The organism is Arthrobacter sp. SLBN-112 (assembly GCF_030944625.1).
Classification (GTDB): Bacteria; Actinomycetota; Actinomycetes; order Actinomycetales; family Micrococcaceae; genus Arthrobacter.
The window spans coordinates 1,912,884-1,928,446 of record NZ_JAUSXY010000001.1; the positions used below are offsets into that span (position 1 = coordinate 1,912,884).

General features: G+C 66.2%; 18 protein-coding genes. 11 read left to right on the forward strand and 7 right to left on the reverse strand.

Annotated elements, in window-relative coordinates:
• Positions 1-251: 251 nt before the first annotated feature.
• From QF050_RS08985 to QF050_RS09000, 4 genes are all read left to right on the forward strand, one after another.
• Positions 252-773, forward strand: a complete 522-nt coding sequence (locus QF050_RS08985) for a PAS and ANTAR domain-containing protein (protein WP_308932134.1) — start codon at positions 252-254, stop codon at positions 771-773.
• 138 nt (positions 774-911) lie between these two features.
• The gene (locus QF050_RS08990; protein WP_308930138.1) at positions 912-1,349 is read left to right on the forward strand and encodes a hypothetical protein; all 438 of its coding nucleotides are present in this window, start codon (positions 912-914) and stop codon (positions 1,347-1,349) included.
• 80 nt (positions 1,350-1,429) lie between these two features.
• The gene (locus QF050_RS08995; protein WP_308930139.1) at positions 1,430-2,647 is read left to right on the forward strand and encodes an MFS transporter; all 1,218 of its coding nucleotides are present in this window, start codon (positions 1,430-1,432) and stop codon (positions 2,645-2,647) included.
• A gap of 23 nt (positions 2,648-2,670) precedes the next feature.
• The gene (locus QF050_RS09000) at positions 2,671-3,372 is read left to right on the forward strand and encodes an alpha/beta hydrolase (RefSeq protein WP_308930140.1); all 702 of its coding nucleotides are present in this window, start codon (positions 2,671-2,673) and stop codon (positions 3,370-3,372) included.
• Here QF050_RS09000 and QF050_RS09005 read toward each other — a convergent pair.
• Entirely contained in the window at positions 3,341-4,447 is a 1,107-nt protein-coding gene (locus tag QF050_RS09005; RefSeq protein ID WP_308930141.1) for an NAD(P)-binding domain-containing protein, read from the reverse strand. The genes QF050_RS09000 and QF050_RS09005 overlap by 32 nt on opposite strands.
• A gap of 100 nt (positions 4,448-4,547) precedes the next feature.
• On the opposite strand from QF050_RS09005, the gene QF050_RS09010 reads away from it, so the two are divergent.
• Positions 4,548-5,204 carry a TetR/AcrR family transcriptional regulator gene (locus tag QF050_RS09010; protein ID WP_308930142.1) on the forward strand — a complete coding sequence of 219 codons (657 nt, stop codon included), beginning with the start codon at positions 4,548-4,550 and terminating at the stop codon, positions 5,202-5,204.
• Positions 5,205-5,294: 90 nt separating this feature from the next.
• Here the strand turns inward: QF050_RS09010 and QF050_RS09015 are convergent, their stop codons facing one another.
• The 3 genes from QF050_RS09015 to QF050_RS09025 all read right to left on the reverse strand — a co-directional run bounded on the left by QF050_RS09015 (position 5,295) and on the right by QF050_RS09025 (position 8,164).
• Positions 5,295-6,404: an ABC transporter substrate-binding protein gene (locus QF050_RS09015; RefSeq protein WP_308930143.1), complete on the reverse strand. Its 1,110-nt coding sequence runs from the start codon at positions 6,402-6,404 to the stop codon at positions 5,295-5,297.
• Between the two features lie 93 nt (positions 6,405-6,497).
• Positions 6,498-7,382, reverse strand: a complete 885-nt coding sequence (locus QF050_RS09020; protein WP_308930144.1) for an ABC transporter permease — start codon at positions 7,380-7,382, stop codon at positions 6,498-6,500.
• Entirely contained in the window at positions 7,379-8,164 is a 786-nt protein-coding gene (locus QF050_RS09025; RefSeq protein WP_308930145.1) for an ABC transporter ATP-binding protein, read from the reverse strand. The genes QF050_RS09020 and QF050_RS09025 overlap by 4 nt, the downstream gene beginning before the upstream one ends.
• Before the next feature lie 256 nt (positions 8,165-8,420).
• Here QF050_RS09025 and QF050_RS09030 point away from each other — a divergent pair, with 256 nt between their 5' ends.
• From QF050_RS09030 to QF050_RS09040, 3 genes are all read left to right on the forward strand, one after another.
• Positions 8,421-10,061, forward strand: coding sequence for a sensor histidine kinase (locus QF050_RS09030; RefSeq protein ID WP_308930146.1), 1,641 nt, complete (start codon positions 8,421-8,423; stop codon positions 10,059-10,061).
• On the forward strand, positions 10,045-10,722 hold the full coding sequence (locus tag QF050_RS09035; protein ID WP_308930147.1) for a response regulator: 678 nt from the start codon (positions 10,045-10,047) through the stop codon (positions 10,720-10,722). Before QF050_RS09030 ends, QF050_RS09035 begins: the two co-directional genes overlap by 17 nt.
• Before the next feature lie 187 nt (positions 10,723-10,909).
• On the forward strand, positions 10,910-11,035 hold the full coding sequence (locus QF050_RS09040) for a hypothetical protein (protein ID WP_308930148.1): 126 nt from the start codon (positions 10,910-10,912) through the stop codon (positions 11,033-11,035).
• Between the two features lie 64 nt (positions 11,036-11,099).
• Here the strand turns inward: QF050_RS09040 and QF050_RS09045 are convergent, their stop codons facing one another.
• Positions 11,100-11,231, reverse strand: a complete 132-nt coding sequence (locus QF050_RS09045) for a hypothetical protein (RefSeq protein WP_308930149.1) — start codon at positions 11,229-11,231, stop codon at positions 11,100-11,102.
• A 152-nt stretch (positions 11,232-11,383) separates the two neighbouring features.
• On the opposite strand from QF050_RS09045, the gene QF050_RS09050 reads away from it, so the two are divergent.
• Both QF050_RS09050 and QF050_RS09055 read left to right on the forward strand, forming a co-directional pair.
• Entirely contained in the window at positions 11,384-11,767 is a 384-nt protein-coding gene (locus QF050_RS09050) for a VOC family protein (protein WP_308930150.1), read from the forward strand.
• Between the two features lie 300 nt (positions 11,768-12,067).
• Positions 12,068-12,379: a hypothetical protein gene (locus QF050_RS09055; RefSeq protein WP_308930151.1), complete on the forward strand. Its 312-nt coding sequence runs from the start codon at positions 12,068-12,070 to the stop codon at positions 12,377-12,379.
• Between the two features lie 18 nt (positions 12,380-12,397).
• Here QF050_RS09055 and QF050_RS09060 read toward each other — a convergent pair whose 3' ends face one another.
• Together QF050_RS09060 and QF050_RS09065 are read right to left on the reverse strand one after the other, a co-directional pair.
• Entirely contained in the window at positions 12,398-13,303 is a 906-nt protein-coding gene (locus QF050_RS09060) for a phosphatase PAP2 family protein (protein WP_308930152.1), read from the reverse strand.
• Positions 13,304-13,339: 36 nt separating this feature from the next.
• Positions 13,340-14,518, reverse strand: a complete 1,179-nt coding sequence (locus QF050_RS09065; RefSeq protein WP_308930153.1) for an MFS transporter — start codon at positions 14,516-14,518, stop codon at positions 13,340-13,342.
• 52 nt (positions 14,519-14,570) lie between these two features.
• Between QF050_RS09065 and QF050_RS09070 the strand changes: the two genes are divergently transcribed.
• Complete coding sequence (locus QF050_RS09070) at positions 14,571-15,563, forward strand: ABC transporter ATP-binding protein (RefSeq protein WP_308930154.1); 993 nt, start codon at positions 14,571-14,573, stop codon at positions 15,561-15,563.

Consider the following 15,563-nt stretch of genomic DNA (forward strand, 5'->3'; position numbering starts at 1 on the left):
CGGATCAGCGCCCCATAAGGCGAACGCTACTCCTCGCCGGGCCTTTTGTGACCCCTGTATTTTTACCGCCGGTACCATTGCCGGCCCGGATGGAAAGAAGTTCGGATACTGTGATGCCGAGAGCCGACTGGCGGTCTATAGCAGACGTGGAGAAAGACATGTGGTCAACGCTGGACAGCTACCTTTTTCCTCTCAGCCCCGGGACAAAGTGCCCGTCAGGCACGTTTGAGCTGGATGTTGCCACAGGGCAGATGGAATGGTCCGAGGGGATGTTCCACATTCATGGGCTCCGACCCGGGGAAGTGGTTCCAACCTTTGAGCTGTTGATGTCCCACAAACATCCATCGGACCGCGAGCATGTGCGTGCGTTATGGACGAACCTGCTGCGTGCCGGCGGCCAGGGCGCCCTGCTGCATCGCGTCCTCGACGTACATGGCAGGGAGCGGCGCGTGTTCTCGGCCATCCAGGTCGAGGCCACGCCATCCGGCCAGGTGGAACATGCGCATGGGTTCATGGTGGATGTATCCCAAAGCCTGCGCATCGAATCCCAGCACGCGGCCGCTGAAGCAATCGAGGGCGCCTATGCGAACAAGGCCGTGATCGAACAGGCCAAGGGAATTGTCATGGCCCTGCAGGGTGTGGACGCAGCGTCGGCATTCCAGGTCCTTGCCGCCAGGAGCCAGCGTGCCAACGTCAAACTGCATATCGTGGCAGAGGAACTGGTCAACGCGGCGGGAAACAACAAAGCCAAGGAAATGCTGGCTGGTTACTGATTCGCCGCTCAGCCCACCGTTGTCCGGTTCCTGCCCGATGGGCAAGGGGACCTTCGGCTCTTCTGGCCGGGGCTGTTTGGCCGGAGCCTGTTGCTATGGCTGAAGCAGGACTACCTTGAGCAGAAGGCAGGCGGGTAAATGGCGGACAGGACTTCCACCGGCAGGAGCGGCAACGTTGGCTCCGCCGTGGTCAACGCCCTGTTCATGTACGGGATCAATATCTGGCCCGGGTGGCAGGTGCTGCCCTTCCTGACCGCCGACATGGCCCGCGCACTGGACCTCATCAACGCGTCCCTGATCGCCAGCATCGTGGTGGGCGTGGTCTGCGTGCTGATCCGGGCCCGGGCATTTTTGGCCATGGGAAACCTGGTGGCGCTGGGCTTCGGAATGGCCGCAATAGTCCGCGTCTGGGAGGTCTTCCCGTTCGACTTCACCGGCGGCTGGACCGGCTGGCCGGTGCTGGTGCGGGTGCTCCTGGTGATCGCCATGGTGGGCTCGGTGATTGGGGCCGTGGCAGAGCTGGTCAACCTGGTCCGTGCCTTGGCAGGAATCGAGCCCCGGCCCGGCAGGCGTTAGCGTCCCGGGGACCTGCCACGCCTTGTCCTGCGCGTCACACCGCACGCTGATGCGATGGCGGCGGCCATAGGATAAATCTGATGACTTCCCCGGATGATGCCCAGCCCTTCAGCCTGCGCAGTATTGCCGTCGCCGCGTTCGGTCCCACGCTGCTTTTCGGAATCGGCCAGGGGGCCATCCTCCCGGTGGTGGCGTTGTCAGCCCGCGAGCTGGGCGCAACAGTGGCCGTGGCAGCCTTGGTCGTGACGCTCATCGGCCTGGGATCCTGGTTCTTCAACCTGCCGGCGTCCTTGGTGACCCTCCGCTTCGGTGAGCGTTGGTCCATCGTGGGCGCCGCCGTCGCCGCCGGACTGGCCCTGGCAGCCGCCGCAACGTCCTCCCTGGCCCCCAACGGACTGTGGCTGCTGGCCGTGGCGATGACCGTCGTCGGGATGTCCGGGGCGGTGTTCGGCCTGGCCCGGCAGAAGTACCTCACCGAGGCCGTGCCCGTGGCGTTCCGTGCCCGGGCCCTGTCCACGCTGGGCGGCGTGAACCGCATCGGCGTGTTCATCGGCCCGTTCGCCGGCGCCGCCGCAATGCAGTTCTTTGGCATCGCCGGTGCGTACTGGGTGGGCGTGGCGGCCATGGCGGCGGCAGCGTTGCTGTCCCTCACCATCCCGGACCTGGCGACGCCGGACGTCCCCTCGGGCGGGGCCGGCACCTCCCAGCCCACGCTCCGGAGCGTCGCGGTCTCGCACGCCGGCGTGTTCCTTTCGCTGGGCGTGGGCATCCTGCTGCTCAGCGCGCTGCGGTCCTCCCGGCAGGTAGTGATCCCGCTCTGGGCGGACCACCTGGGCATGGACGCCACCTCCGCGTCCCTGATCTACGGCCTGTCCGGCGCCATCGACATGCTGGTGTTCTATCCCGCCGGAAAACTGATGGACCGCAAGGGCCGCCAATGGGTGGCCATCCCCTCCACGCTCCTCATGGGAACCGCGCTGCTGTTGATCCCGCTCACGGGATCCTTCACGGGCCTGCTGCTCGCTTCGCTGCTGATCGGCTTCGGCAACGGCATCAGCTCCGGGCTGGTGATGACCCTGGGCGCAGACTTCTCGCCCGACCGCGGGCGCGGGCAGTTTCTGGGCCTGTGGCGGTTCATGGCGGATGCCGGCTCCACCGGCGGCCCGGTGCTCCTCTCCGGGGTGACGGCCCTGGCCTCACTGGGGCCGGGGGTCTCAGCCACGGGCATCCTGGGGTTCGCGGCGGCGGGCGTCTTCGCCGTCGTCATTCCGCGCCTCAAGCACCGCCGGAATTACTGACCGGGGCAGGCTATTCTCGACTCATGACCGACCCCGGCGTGAGCACCCGCATCAGCCCCCTGCACAAAGCGGTGTGGTGGATGCAGGACTATGTCTATGCCGCGGGCTGGCAGGTCCGGGGTTTCCTCTCGCGCGTGCAGCCGGGGTCCTTCCGCAGCGGCACCCGGCAGCCCGTGGTGATCATCCCCGGCGTCTACGAAAACTGGCAGTTCATGATGCCGCTCATCCGGGCCATCCACGACGCCGGGCACCCCGTGCACGTGGTCACGGTGCTGCAGCGCAACAAACTCAAAGTTCCTGACGCAGCCCGGCTGGTGGCCCAACACTTGGAGGAGGCGGGCCTCCACAATGCCATCCTGGTGGCCCACAGCAAGGGCGGGCTGATCGGCAAGTACACCATGCTGTCCCTGGACCCCGAGCACCGGATCGACCGGATGATTGCGGTGTGTGCACCGTTTTCCGGGTCCCGCTACGCCCGGTACATGCTGCTGCCCAGCCTGCGGATCTTCTCGCCGCGCAATGCCCTGACCCTGCAGATGGCGCGCGAACAGACCATCAACAGCCGCATCACATCCCTTTACGGCCCGTTCGATCCGCACATCCCGGAGGGCAGCGTGCTCCCAGGCGCCACCAATATCGAGTTGCCGGTGGCCGGGCACTTCCGGATCCTCGGCGATCCCGGCACCGCGCGGATCATTGTGGAGCAGCTGAGCCTGCCGGCCTGACCACGTCTGGCGCCTCCGCGGCCGCGATCCGGTTAGCGATGAAGGCTGCATCCCGGCCCACGCCGTGGACCATGGATGAGGCCAGCGACTGCTGGAAGGTGGCGCCCAGGAAGTAGAGTCCGGGCTGCGTGGCGGCCACGCCGCGGTCCTGGACCGGCCGGCCGTCCGCGCCCATCACGGGCAGGTCCATCCAGTCCAGGTCCGGCGTGAAGCCCGTGCACCAGATGACGTTGGCCACCTCCAGCGTCCTGCCGTCCGCCAGTATTGGCAGCCCGCCTTTGACGCCTTCCGTCCTGGGAACGCGGACGACGCCGGCACGCACCAGGTCCCGGTTCTTCACCCTCACCAGTGGTCCGCTGTGGGAGAGGACCCGTGGACGGGCCTTCCGGCCGGCGGGCGTACCGAGGGTCAGGATATGGGAGAAGGCGAAGAAGACGGCGAGCGTCAGCGGCCGGGCGGCCACGGCGTCGACTCGCCAGGGAATTTCGCCCGGATGGCGGCCGGATAGGTAGGTCTTGCGGTTGGAGGCAAGTTCCAGGGCGATGTCCGCACCGGAATTGCCGGCGCCGACCACCAGGACCGGGCCCGGTGCAAGGCCGTTCGGATTCTTGTAGCTCCCGGCCGTCAGTTGCCGGATGGCGGGGCTGAGCTGTTCGGCGAACGCGGGAACCCGGGGCTTCCGGTCCCAGCCGGAGGCAACCACGACGCTGTCGGCTTCGAAGTGGTGGCCCTCGGCATCGATGACGAAGGCTTGGCCGTTGTGGCTGAGGCTGGTGACCCGGACATTGCGCTGGACGGGCAAGCCGAACTCTTCCGCATAGCTGCCCAGGTAGTCGGCGAACTCCTCGCGGGAGGGGAAGGACCACGGCGGTGCGGGGAACCTGCTGCCGGGAAGGGCGTCGTACCGGGCCGGGGTGAAGAGCCGGAGGGAGTCCCAGTGCGTGCGCCAGCTGTCACCGGATTTCGCATGCTCATCCAGGATGACGAAAGGACGCTTGAGGCGGGCAAGGTGGTAGCCCATGGCCAGTCCCGCCTGGCCGCCTCCGATCACCACGGTGTTGAAGTGCTCCGACATGGTGGCCTGCCCTTCCGTCCGTCCCGCTCCGCCGCGGTCCCGGGCTACCTGCTACAATTCATCCGAATGACGTTCGGATGAATAAAGGCTAGGCCCGGCCATGAGTGAAGTCAATGCCCCCGCCCGTCGCTACAACTCGCCCTTGCGGAGGGAACAGGCGGCGGCAACCCGTGACGCGGTGCTGTCCGCTGCCCGCGACCTTTTCGTGGGCGAGGGGTACCGGGCCGCCACCGTTGCCGCCATTGCCCGGCGCGCCGGAGTCGCCGTCGATACCATCTACGCCACGATCGGGCGGAAGCCGGACCTCCTGCGCGGGGTGGTGGAGGCAGCAATCTCGGGCACCGGCCAGGCCGTCCCCGCGGAGCGCCGGGACTACGTGATCCGCGTGCGCGAGGCGACGGGAGCGGCTGAGAAGATCTCCCTGTACGCCCAGGCCCTGGCGCAAATCCAGCCCCGGCTTGCGCCGGTCTACGAGGCGCTCCGCGATGCTGCCGGCACCGAGCCGGACTGCGGCGCGCTCTGGCGCGAGATCTCGGACCGGCGCGCGGCCAACATGCGGAAATTCATCGAGGACCTCGCAACAACGGGGGAGCTGCGCACGGACCGACCGGCCGCGGAGCTGGCCGACGCTGTGTGGAGCATGAACGGGCCGGAGTACTGGGGGCTGCTGGTGAACCAGCGCGGGTGGGATCCGGAACAGTTCGCCGGGTGGCTGAGCGATGCATGGTGCCGGCTGCTGCTGCAAAATCCCGGCTGAGCCGCGGACACTGGTCCGTTAAGTGAAACGCTCCTCCGGAAAGTCCTGGCGGACTTCCGGAGGAGCGCAACTACCCTGTCCGGGACGGGATCACCCGTCGGTGCCGGCCGGGGTGGTGGTGGCGGTGTAGCCCTCGAGCTTCAGCGCCGCTTGGGCGTACTTCTGGTCGAAGGTGTCCGCCATGTTGACCTTTGACGTGTCAACCCCAATCGTCTTCTCCTCCTCGAAGACCGTCTTGGGGCCACCGGCGGGCATGATGCCGTCCGGAAGGAACTGGCCCTTGTCCTGATCCAATGCTTTGACGTAATCGTCCTTGCTGATGGTGCTGTTCTGGACGAATGCCGGGGGCAGTTTGTCCGCGATCTCCTGTGCTGAGTGGGTGCTGATCCAATGCATGGTGTCCACGAGTGCGTCCACCACCTTCTGGGCTTCATCCTGGTGGCTGTTGACCCAGTCCGTTTGGGCGAGCAGTCCTGCCGACGGCAGCGAACTGCCGAGGGCCGCCTTGGCGCCGTCCGCCGTCGCCAGGTCAATGGCGGGAACCGCAAGGTTCTTGGCCTCGAGGGCGCCCACTGTTGGCTGGGTGGTCATGACGCAGTCGGCGGACCCGCGCTGGATGGCGGCGATAGCGGTGGCACCGGAGCCCACCGCGATTGTCTGGTAATCGCTCTTGGCCAGGCCTGCCTTGGAGACGATGAACTGCGTGAGTTCGTCAGTGCCTGAGCCGAGGTCCGTGACGCCGACTGTCTTGCCCTTGAGGTCTGCGCCGGAGTGGACGTTGGCCTTGGGGCTGCACATGATGCGCTCGCCCGGGGCGCCGGAGAGCTGGATGAGGTTGGTGACCTTCTTGCCCTTCGCCTGGAAGTCCACCGTGTGGATGTACCACGCTCCGGCCATGTCCACCTGCCCGGACGCCATGGCCTCCTCGGCACCAACGCCGCCCTGCTGCTCCGTGGAGAGTTCCATCTTGACCCCGTACTTCTCGTAGTAACCCAGCTGCTGGGCCAGTTGGTACGGGAGATAGATCTGCTTGTCGATGCCGCCCACCATCATCTTCACTGTGGGCATTGAGCTGGTGTCGGCGGACGCACTGCCGCCCGCGGAACTGCCGCTGGCTGCGGGGGTGGAGCTGTTGCCGCACGCTGCCAGGCTGAGGGCAACGGCTCCGGCAGCTGCGGCGGCAAGAATAGGGCGCTTCATCATCATTGTTTTACGCATCCTTTTGTTTGTCCCCAACGGGACGGTGGTATTTGTTTGGGTATTGCGGGGTTGGATAGCTGGGTGTATCGGGGATCAGATGACCTGCGCCTCGGAACGGTTCGGCGGCCGCCACTTGAGGATCCTGTGCTCAAGCAGGTTGATCAGCGATTCGGCAAAGAGCGTGACGACGGCGATGATCACCATGCAGGCGAAGACAGTATTCGGATCGAATGTTCCCTGCGCCTGGCTGATGATCAGGCCGATTCCTTTCTGCGCGCCAAGCACCTCGGCAACAAGCGCGCCGATGATGGCGAAGCCGAACGCGGTGTGGAGGCTGGCGATGATCCACGTCATGGCGGACGGAATGGTCACGTGCATCGCCACCTGATAGGGCGAAGCTCCGAGGACCCGCACGTTTGCCACCAGGTTCTGGTCCACCTCACGGACGCCCTGGAACGCGTTGAAGAACACCACGAAGAAGACCAGCACTGCCGCGAGCAGGATTTTCGGGAAGACACCCAGGCCGAACGCCACAATGAAGATCGAGCCGAGCACAATACGCGGAATCGAATTCACGATCCTGATGTAGGGCCCGACGACGGCCGACAGGTACTTGTTGGAGCCCAGGAGGATGCCAAGGATTACGCCCACGAACGTGCCCAGCAGGAAACCGAAGAATGCTTCCTGCGCGGTGACCCCCAGGTTCTCCCAGATGGTGCCGAATGCCGTCCCTTCGGTGAAGAGCTTGACCAGGCTGGCCCATATTTCCGATGGCTGGCCGAAGAAGAATTTGTCCACCCACCCCTCTGTCGTGAACCACTGCCAGCCGCCCACCACCGCCACGGCCAGGACTACCCGGCCGATCCAGATGGACGCCGAGCGGCGCCGCGCTTTGATCCGGCCGGCATTCTTCACTGCGGTCTCTGTTTCCACTGGCTTCTCGCCTTTGCGGGTTTCGCTGTGAGTAAGGGTTGTCATGCCGCACCTGCCGACACCGCGTAGGCACGGGTAACCTCGTCCTTGAGGGATTCCCAGATCCGCCCTTGGAGTTCCAGGAACCGCTCCTCATGGCGGATTTCCTGGACGTTGCCGCGGGGCCGGGGAAGGTCGATATCGAAGACGTCCTTGACCGAGCCGGGGCTGCTGGTCATGATGACCACCCTGTCGGACAGCGCCACGGCCTCGTCCAGGTCATGGGTGATAAACAGGACCGAGGGGCGCAGTTCCTCCCAGAGCTTGAGCAGTTCGTTCTGCATGATGGCCTTGGTCTGCACATCCAGGGCTCCGAACGGCTCATCCATGAGGAGGATCCGCGGATTGTTGATCAGGGCTGCGGCCATGGCCACGCGCTTGCGCATGCCGCCCGAGAGCTGGTGCGGGTAACGGTCCTCGAACCCCGCCAGGCCAACCCGGCGGAGCCAGTCCCGGGCAAGGTCCGTGGCCTGGCGCTTTGGCGTTCCGAGCAGGATGGGTCCCATCATGACGTTGCCGAGCACGCTCTTCCAGGGAAACAGGGCGTCCGCCTGGAACATGTAGCTCACGCCGTTGGTGATGCCTTCCACAAGGTTGCCGCCCACCTCCACCGATCCGGCGCTTGGCTTCTCCAGGCCCGAGACCTGGGCCAGGGTGGTGGACTTGCCGCACCCGGTGGGCCCGACGATGGAGCAGAACTGTCCGGCCTCGACGGTGACGGATACGTCCCGGATGGCCGTGAAGGTCTCGCCCTTCGGCGTCAGGTAGCGCTTCGTCAGGCCGGTCACCTCGATCCTTGCCCCTTCGGCGGCTCTCTGCGGAGGGCCGGGCGGCCTGGGGGTGGGGGTGCTGTTCATTGCAAGACCTCGCTGTCTTTAGTCCATGTAGTTCGGGTCGAGTGATGTTGATCACTGGAACTGTGTGAAGCTTAGGAAGTGATCATTCCGGCGAGAAAGACTTCCGTAAGATGTGTGCTTTAGCCGCAAAAGTGCACGTTTTGTGCATTTTCTGCCACCGCATAAGAACAGCGCCTCCGGAGCCGCGGTGAGCCAGGCATCCGCAACGCAGCGGCCCCGGACCGGCAGGCGCTTTACAACGCTGACCGCCCAAATCCTGCTGGCCTCACTGTCGCTGCTGATTTTCACGGTGGCCTTGGGCGGTTTTCTCTTCTCGATGATCAGCAACCAGACGCTGGACCAGCAGTACCAGTTGCGCGCACTGGGCATTGCGACCACCACCGCGCAGATATCGGAGATCCGCTCAGCCGTGGCCTCCGGGGACCCGGACCATGTCATCAACGGAATTGCCCATCAGGTGATGACTGCTGCCCGGACCGATTACGTCGTCGTCAGTGACAGGGAGGGGACACGGTTTTCGCACCCGGACCCGGCGTTGATCGGCCAGCGGTTGGAGGAGCCGGTGGCCGTCCTGGACGGCCAAACCCACGTTGGTTTCGACCCCGGAAGCCTGGGCCGCTCCGCGAACGCCAAGGCACCCATTTTCGGCGCCGACGGCACGGTGGTGGGCCAAGTTTCGGTGGGGATCGAGGACACCCAGGTCCTGAGCAACCAGATGCAGAACATCTGGCTGATCACGGGTTTCTCTGCATTGGTGCTGGCCCTGGGCGTCGTCGGTTCCCTGTTGCTCTCCCGGCGCATCAAACGTGTCACGTTCGACCTGGAGCCGGCCGAGATCGCCTCCCTCCTGCAGGAACGAGAGGCCCTGCTTCACGGAATCCGGGAGGCCGTCGTCGGGCTGGATGACGACGGCAAGGTGACGGTGATCAATGAGGAGGCCCGGCGGCTGCTCCACCTGGAAGGGGAGGCATTGGGGCAGCCCATTGCCGAACTGCTTCCGCACGGCCGCCTCCGTGACCTGCTGGCCGGCCGGCTCCCCGGGGCCGACCAGGTGGCGCTGACAGAGGACGCCTTGCTGGTTGTCAACAGGATGCCAGTCGCCACCGCCGGCCGCAGCATTGGTTCGGTGGTAACGCTACGGGACCGGACCGAAATTGAAGGCCTGGTGCGCGACCTCCACTCGATCCAGGGCCTGATGGAGGCCATGCGCGCCCTGGAGCATGAGTACGCCAACCGACTCCACATTGTTGACGGCCTGTTGGAGATGGGGGACCTGGAGCAGGCCAAGAGGTATGTTTCGCAGGTATCAAATATGTCCAGGTCCCTGGGGGAACGGCTGCGGGCCACAATTTCCCCGCCGGAGCTGGCGGCCTTGCTGCTGGCCAAAGTGGCTGTCGCCGCCGAACAGGACGTGGAGATGGAGGTGACCGCAGACTCCAGGCTGGAACATCCGGAGGTGGATGCCACCGAACTGGTAACCATCGTAGGCAACCTCCTCGACAACGCCGTTGACGCGCTGGCCAATACGCCCCGGCCACGCCGGGTGACGGTACAGTTCGACGACGCGGACGGCGTCTTCATTGCGGTGCGGGACAACGGGCCCGGCGTCCCCGCTGACAAGGTTGCCCAGGTCATGGTGGACGGCTACTCAACGAAGGACCCGCGGCCAGGGATGCGGCGAGGCATCGGGCTGGCCCTGGTGAGCAGGATTGTTCGCAGGGCAGGGGGAACACTGGATGTGTTTCCCGGTCCCGGCGGTAACTTTGAGGTGTGGCTGCCGGCAAAGATGCAGGCAGCGGTTGAGGACGGGAGTGCAGGCGTTGATTAAGACGCTCGTGGTGGACGACGATTTCCGGGTTGCGGGCATCCATGCGGCCCGGGTGGCGCGGGTGGACGGATTCGAATGCGTCGGCCAGGTCTACAGTGCGGCCGCCGCGCGGGAAGCCATTGCCCGCCTGCATCCGGACTTGCTCCTGCTGGACATCCACCTGCCGGACGAGGACGGACTCTCCCTCCTGCGGTCGCTGCAGGCAGCAGGAACGCAGATTGACAGCATCGTGATCACTGCTGCGCAGGACCTGGCCACCGTTAAGTCCGCGATGACCAGCGGAGCGATCTACTACCTGGTCAAGCCCTTTGGGTTCGACCGGCTCCGCACCCAGCTGGAGGCTTACAAGAAGTGGCGCGAGGAGCTGGAGTCCGTTTCGACGGCAAACCAGGCAACCATTGACAACCTCTACAAGGCCCGGTTGGCCGGGATCAAGGCAGCGGCCCCGGCCCCGCGCCTGCAGCCGACCATGCAGAAAGTGTTCGACGCCGTCCGGGCCGCCCGCGGTCCCGTCAACGCCGCGGAAATTGCCGAGCAACTCGGCGTCAGCAGGCCAACCGCCCAGCGCTACCTGAGCACGCTGGAACGGAAGGGCCTCCTGGTCCTGGACCTTACCTACGGCAGCACCGGCCGGCCGTTGAATTCCTACACGGTTTCCTGAATACTACCGGCCGGCCAGTTGGTGTTGCCGCCAGTATGGGTTTTGCATATAACCGCAGGTCAAGCGGAAGTTGAAATTTCAAATACCTTGAGCTTTTGTTGACTCTTTACCCCCTCGCTTCCTGAGCTTGGCCCTGCAAAGTAGGTCCCAGCCAGTCAAACGAACACCAAAAGTCTGGGGGGACATCATGAAGAACAGCACTCTGGTCAAGGGAACGGCCGCTCCCCGCACGTTTGTTGCCGGCGACCTGAACGTGGTCAAGAGCGTCAACGGAGTGTGGAAGTGGGCATTCCAGGCGCCGGACTCGCCGTAGGGACGGCGGCGCCAACGGCACTGAGCTACGCCGCGCCCCAGTCGAATGGCACGTACGGGCCGTCCTACACCGAATCCGTGAACCTTGGGACAACCAGCACGGTCGCCCTGACCATCACGTCGCAGATCGTCGTGGCCAACAGGACCACCACCCCGTTGACCATCCGCCAGCTCGGCGGAAGAAGGTGCCGCTGCATCCCCCCTTGCAGCGGCGCCGCCTCCCGCCGAGCTGGCCTGGCGACGTCCATATTCATTTGCGACCCGGAGCCGCCCGCACGCCCCCGATATGTGGGGCGCGCAGGGGAATATGAGCCGCGAAAATGGGTTTGCGCGTCGGTAGACTGCGGTCATGTCATGCCGGATCAGTGAACTTGTCCTGAATTGCGCCGACCCCGAACTCCTCGCGCGGTTTTGGAGCGGGGTCCTTGGCTACGTCGAGCTGGACCGGGAGGAGGGTTCGATCGAGATCGGGCCGGCCGCCGGGTTCGGCGGACTGCAGCCCACCATCATCTTCAGCCCCAGCAGCAACCCGCGGGTGGGACGGCTTCCGCTGCACATCGACGTCAACCCGGTGGACCGGGACCAGGACGCCGAACTGCAACGCCTGCTGGCACTGGGTGCGCGGCCGGCCGACGTCGGGCAGACCGGCGGGGAGCAATGGCACGTCCTGCAGGATCCGGAGGGCAACGAGTTCTGCCTCCTGCGCAGGCGGCTCGCACCACTCGAACCCTGAACACGCCTCCCGGTGGCCCCGGATACTGGATTGCCTGGGGGCGCCCACTTCAAGACGCCGCCAGGCACTTGCAACTATTGACGGCACTGCTCAAGCTGCGTGGTACAAATTCCGCAAGAATCGCTCAATTGTTTCCGGGTGGAGGCTGGGTGTGCCGGGAGTCTCCGTACAATGGCTGCCCGGCGGCCGGCGCAATGGCATGCTCCGTCCGGGGCCAAGGACCCTTACCGGCGCAGTGCGGAAGGACTAGATTGTAGCTCCGGGCGCTACCCATCCGGGCGCCGCTACTGAGGAACGAACGTGGAACTGTTCAGCGACAAGCCAGCCGTTGCCGCGGCCGCCCTCACCAGGCTCGTCGCCGCAGAAGCCCAGTCTCCGGGGCGGCCCGTCGGCCGGCTCCAGGCTTTCCTCAGCGACCTGGTGGTGCGGAACGGGCCCATCATCGTTGAACAGCTTGCCATCGAATTGGCACGCCAGCACCTGGCCACCATGGACCGGCTGGCAAAGGAGACGGGCCAGCCGGCCGCCCGCTACCTTGACGAAGTTGAGCTTGCGGCCGCCATGGAAGAAAGCATCGGCCGGGACCAGGCTGACCCAGGTGAGACCCACTGAGGAGCGTGCGCTGAGCCTTTAGGGCCCGGGCGCGTCCCGGCGTCGAGCGGCGAACGCGAACAGGGACGTCGTTGCTACCGTGGCCAGGTACCCCGCGATCACAATCAGCGAGATCCCTGCCCAGAAGTAGTTGGTAGTGCTGGTCTCCTGCCAGGGACTGGGCGCAATCCGGATCAGCGAATACACCGCCACCCCGGCCGAGGCCAGCCCGATCAGCACCGGAAGGGTCAGCCAGATGCGGGCCGAGCCAAGATGCCTGCCGAACCCGTCCCACTCGTTCCAGGAACCGCGGCGCAGGATCAGCCAGCCCGCCGGGATCATGAAGGCGCCCACCAGCAGGAACGCCGCCACCACATCCGCGGGCCGGTGCCACTGGTTGATCAGCGTGGAGGCGCCGGACGCGATGGCAAAAGATCCGCCAATAAAGCCTGCCATGGGGCGCCAGCGCGGGGATGCCATCAGGAATACGGCGGCCGCGGCGGACGCCGCCAGCGTGGTGTGGCCGGACGGCAGCGAATTGAGTTCAAGGGTGAGCACGCCTTTGTCCGGGCGTGCGGGCAGGAGGTCCTTGAGTACCTGGGTTGCCACGTTGGCGCCGATGCACGCCGCCACCGCGATTCCCGCTTCCGCCCAGTGCCGGCGGATCACCGTGACAAACAGCACCACGACGGCGGCCATCACCAGGGAGATGGTGGGCAGCCAGTCCAGGAACTGGGTGGCGGCCTTGCCGGCGGGTCCGTGGATATCCACGGCTTCCACCAGCGCGGACTCATCGATGAACTGGCCCGTGGCAGTCTGGACGAAGAAGCAGTAGGTGGCAGCCAGCCCGGCAATGCAGGCCACAGTGGACAGCACGAACAGGAAAGCCGAGCCCGGAGCGGGCCGGGCCGGTGTCCTGGTGGGTAGTTGCCGTGAAGAAGTCATCGCGGTTAAGGGTGACACAGAAAGCTGGACGGCTGCTCAGGGGCCGGTGGCACCCGGCTTGACGGGGTCCAGCCGGGGGATGCTGGCCGCCGCCACCAGGACTGCGAGGACGCCCAGGCCGAACGGCAGTGCGGTGGCCGTGGCGATGCCGCCCACCAGGAGCGGGCCGCCGGCGTCGCCCAGTTCGCGGCCCAGTTCGGCCGAGCCCATGGTCCGGCCCATCCGCTCGGGCGGCGTGGTGTCCGCCAGGTGTGCGAAGCCCAGGGGCGTGGCGGCGCCAATGCCTGTCCCGATGCACCCTGCGGCCACGAAAATGGTCGCCGGTCCCGGAGCGGCCGCGACCACGGCGATGCCCGCGGCAATCAGCAGCAGCCCCACGGTGGTGCCCCTGTTGTCGGTGACGGCGTTCCGGTCCCGCAGCCACCCGATCCAGGGCTGGGTCAGCACCGAACCAAGCGCCACCACGCTCACCGCGGCCGTGCCGGCGAAGGCATCCATGCCGTGGCGGGCGGCCAGCGCGGGGAGGAATCCGACGGCGGCACCCAGCGCGCCGGTGGAAGCGGCCAGTACCAGCGTGGGTACCAGGAAACGGCGCTCGCCAATCTGCCGGGCAAGGTCCATCACCGTGTACCGCTTCCGGGGCAGCGGCGGCAGGTGCGGGACGGACACCAGCACCCACAGCGCCGTGACCGCGGCCAGGGCGGACAGGGCGCCGAACAAGAGCGGGAAACCGCCCGCCGCAATCAGCCCCGCGCCCAGCGGCGGCCCGATGATGTAGCCGAGGCTCTTCCAGGATCCGTACCGGCCAAAGTAGGTGCCGGCCTTCCCCCCGCGTGCCATCCTGGCCACCATCGCGGACGACGCCGGCGAGAAGGCCGACGCCGCCGCCCCCTGTCCCAGCCGTGCCAGGGCAAGGACCAGGGGGTCGGCCGCGCCAAGTCCGATCAGCGACAGCGCGGCGAACGCGAGCAACCCGCCCACGACGACGGGTTTGGCCCCGATCCGGTCGCTGAGCGCACCGAAGACGGGCTTGAGGAACACCTCGGCGACGTCGTACAGGGCCAGGAGGATGCCGAGGTTCAGCAGCGTCAGGCCGATATTCCCACTCTGCGAGCCCAGTGCGGCCGCGATGCTGTGGGCGCCGAAGGCTGTGACAAATCCCGCTGCATACAGGGGCGCCGAGGAAGAGCGGGCAGCCTGGCCATCAGTGCTCATGATTGGGACTTTAGTACCTTCACAAACTTGTGAAAACTCCGAAAATTAAGCCATGAACACCGTCATCCAAACTAGGGGCCTGCACAAGGACTTCGGCAGGGTCCGGGCCCTGGACGGACTCGACCTCGACGTCCAGGCGGGGGAGATCCACGGCTTCCTGGGACCCAACGGCGCCGGAAAATCCACCACCCTGCGCATCCTGCTGGGCCTGGCCAAGGCAACGTCCGGATCCGCCACCGTCCTTGGACTGGACCCGTGGACCCGGGCCGTTGAACTGCACCGGCGCCTGGCCTACGTCCCCGGCGACGTCCGGCTGTGGCCCAACCTCTCCGGCGGCGAAACCATCGACCTGCTCTCCCGGCTTCGCGGCGGAACAGCGGACGGTGCCGGATACCGCCGCAGCAAGGACCGCCTGTGCGAGGCCTTCGACTTTGATCCGGCCAAGAAAGGGCGTGCCTACTCCAAGGGCAACCGGCAGAAGGTGGCACTGATCGCCGCCCTCGCCACGGACGCCGAGCTCTACCTGCTCGACGAGCCCACCAGCGGCCTTGACCCGCTCATGGAGGCGGTCTTCCGCAGGGAGCTGCTCGCCGCCGTCGAGCGCGGGGCCACCGTACTCCTCTCCAGCCATATCCTGACCGAGGTGGAGGTGCTGTGCCACCGGGTGAGCATCATCCGCGCCGGCAGGATTGTGGACGGCGGCACGCTGGACTCCCTGCGCCACCTCACCAGGACCGAGATATCCTTCGCCGCGGACGGCATGGACACGGACGCCCTGGCACGGCTGGGTGCCGTGCATGACCTGACGTTCGACGCCGGCCGGGTCAAGTTCAGCGCCGAATCGGACCGGGTGGCGGAGGTGCTTCCCACCCTTGGGGCCCTGGCCGTGAAGGGGCTGACCATCACGCCGCCCTCGCTCGAAGAGCTGTTCCTGCGGCACTACGGCGATACCACGGTGGGAGCCCAGCCCGCGGCTGGGGCCGGCAACGGGGACCACCGGCACGGTGCGCGCCGGCACCTGCTGGGTGCCAGGGGACGTGGCTGA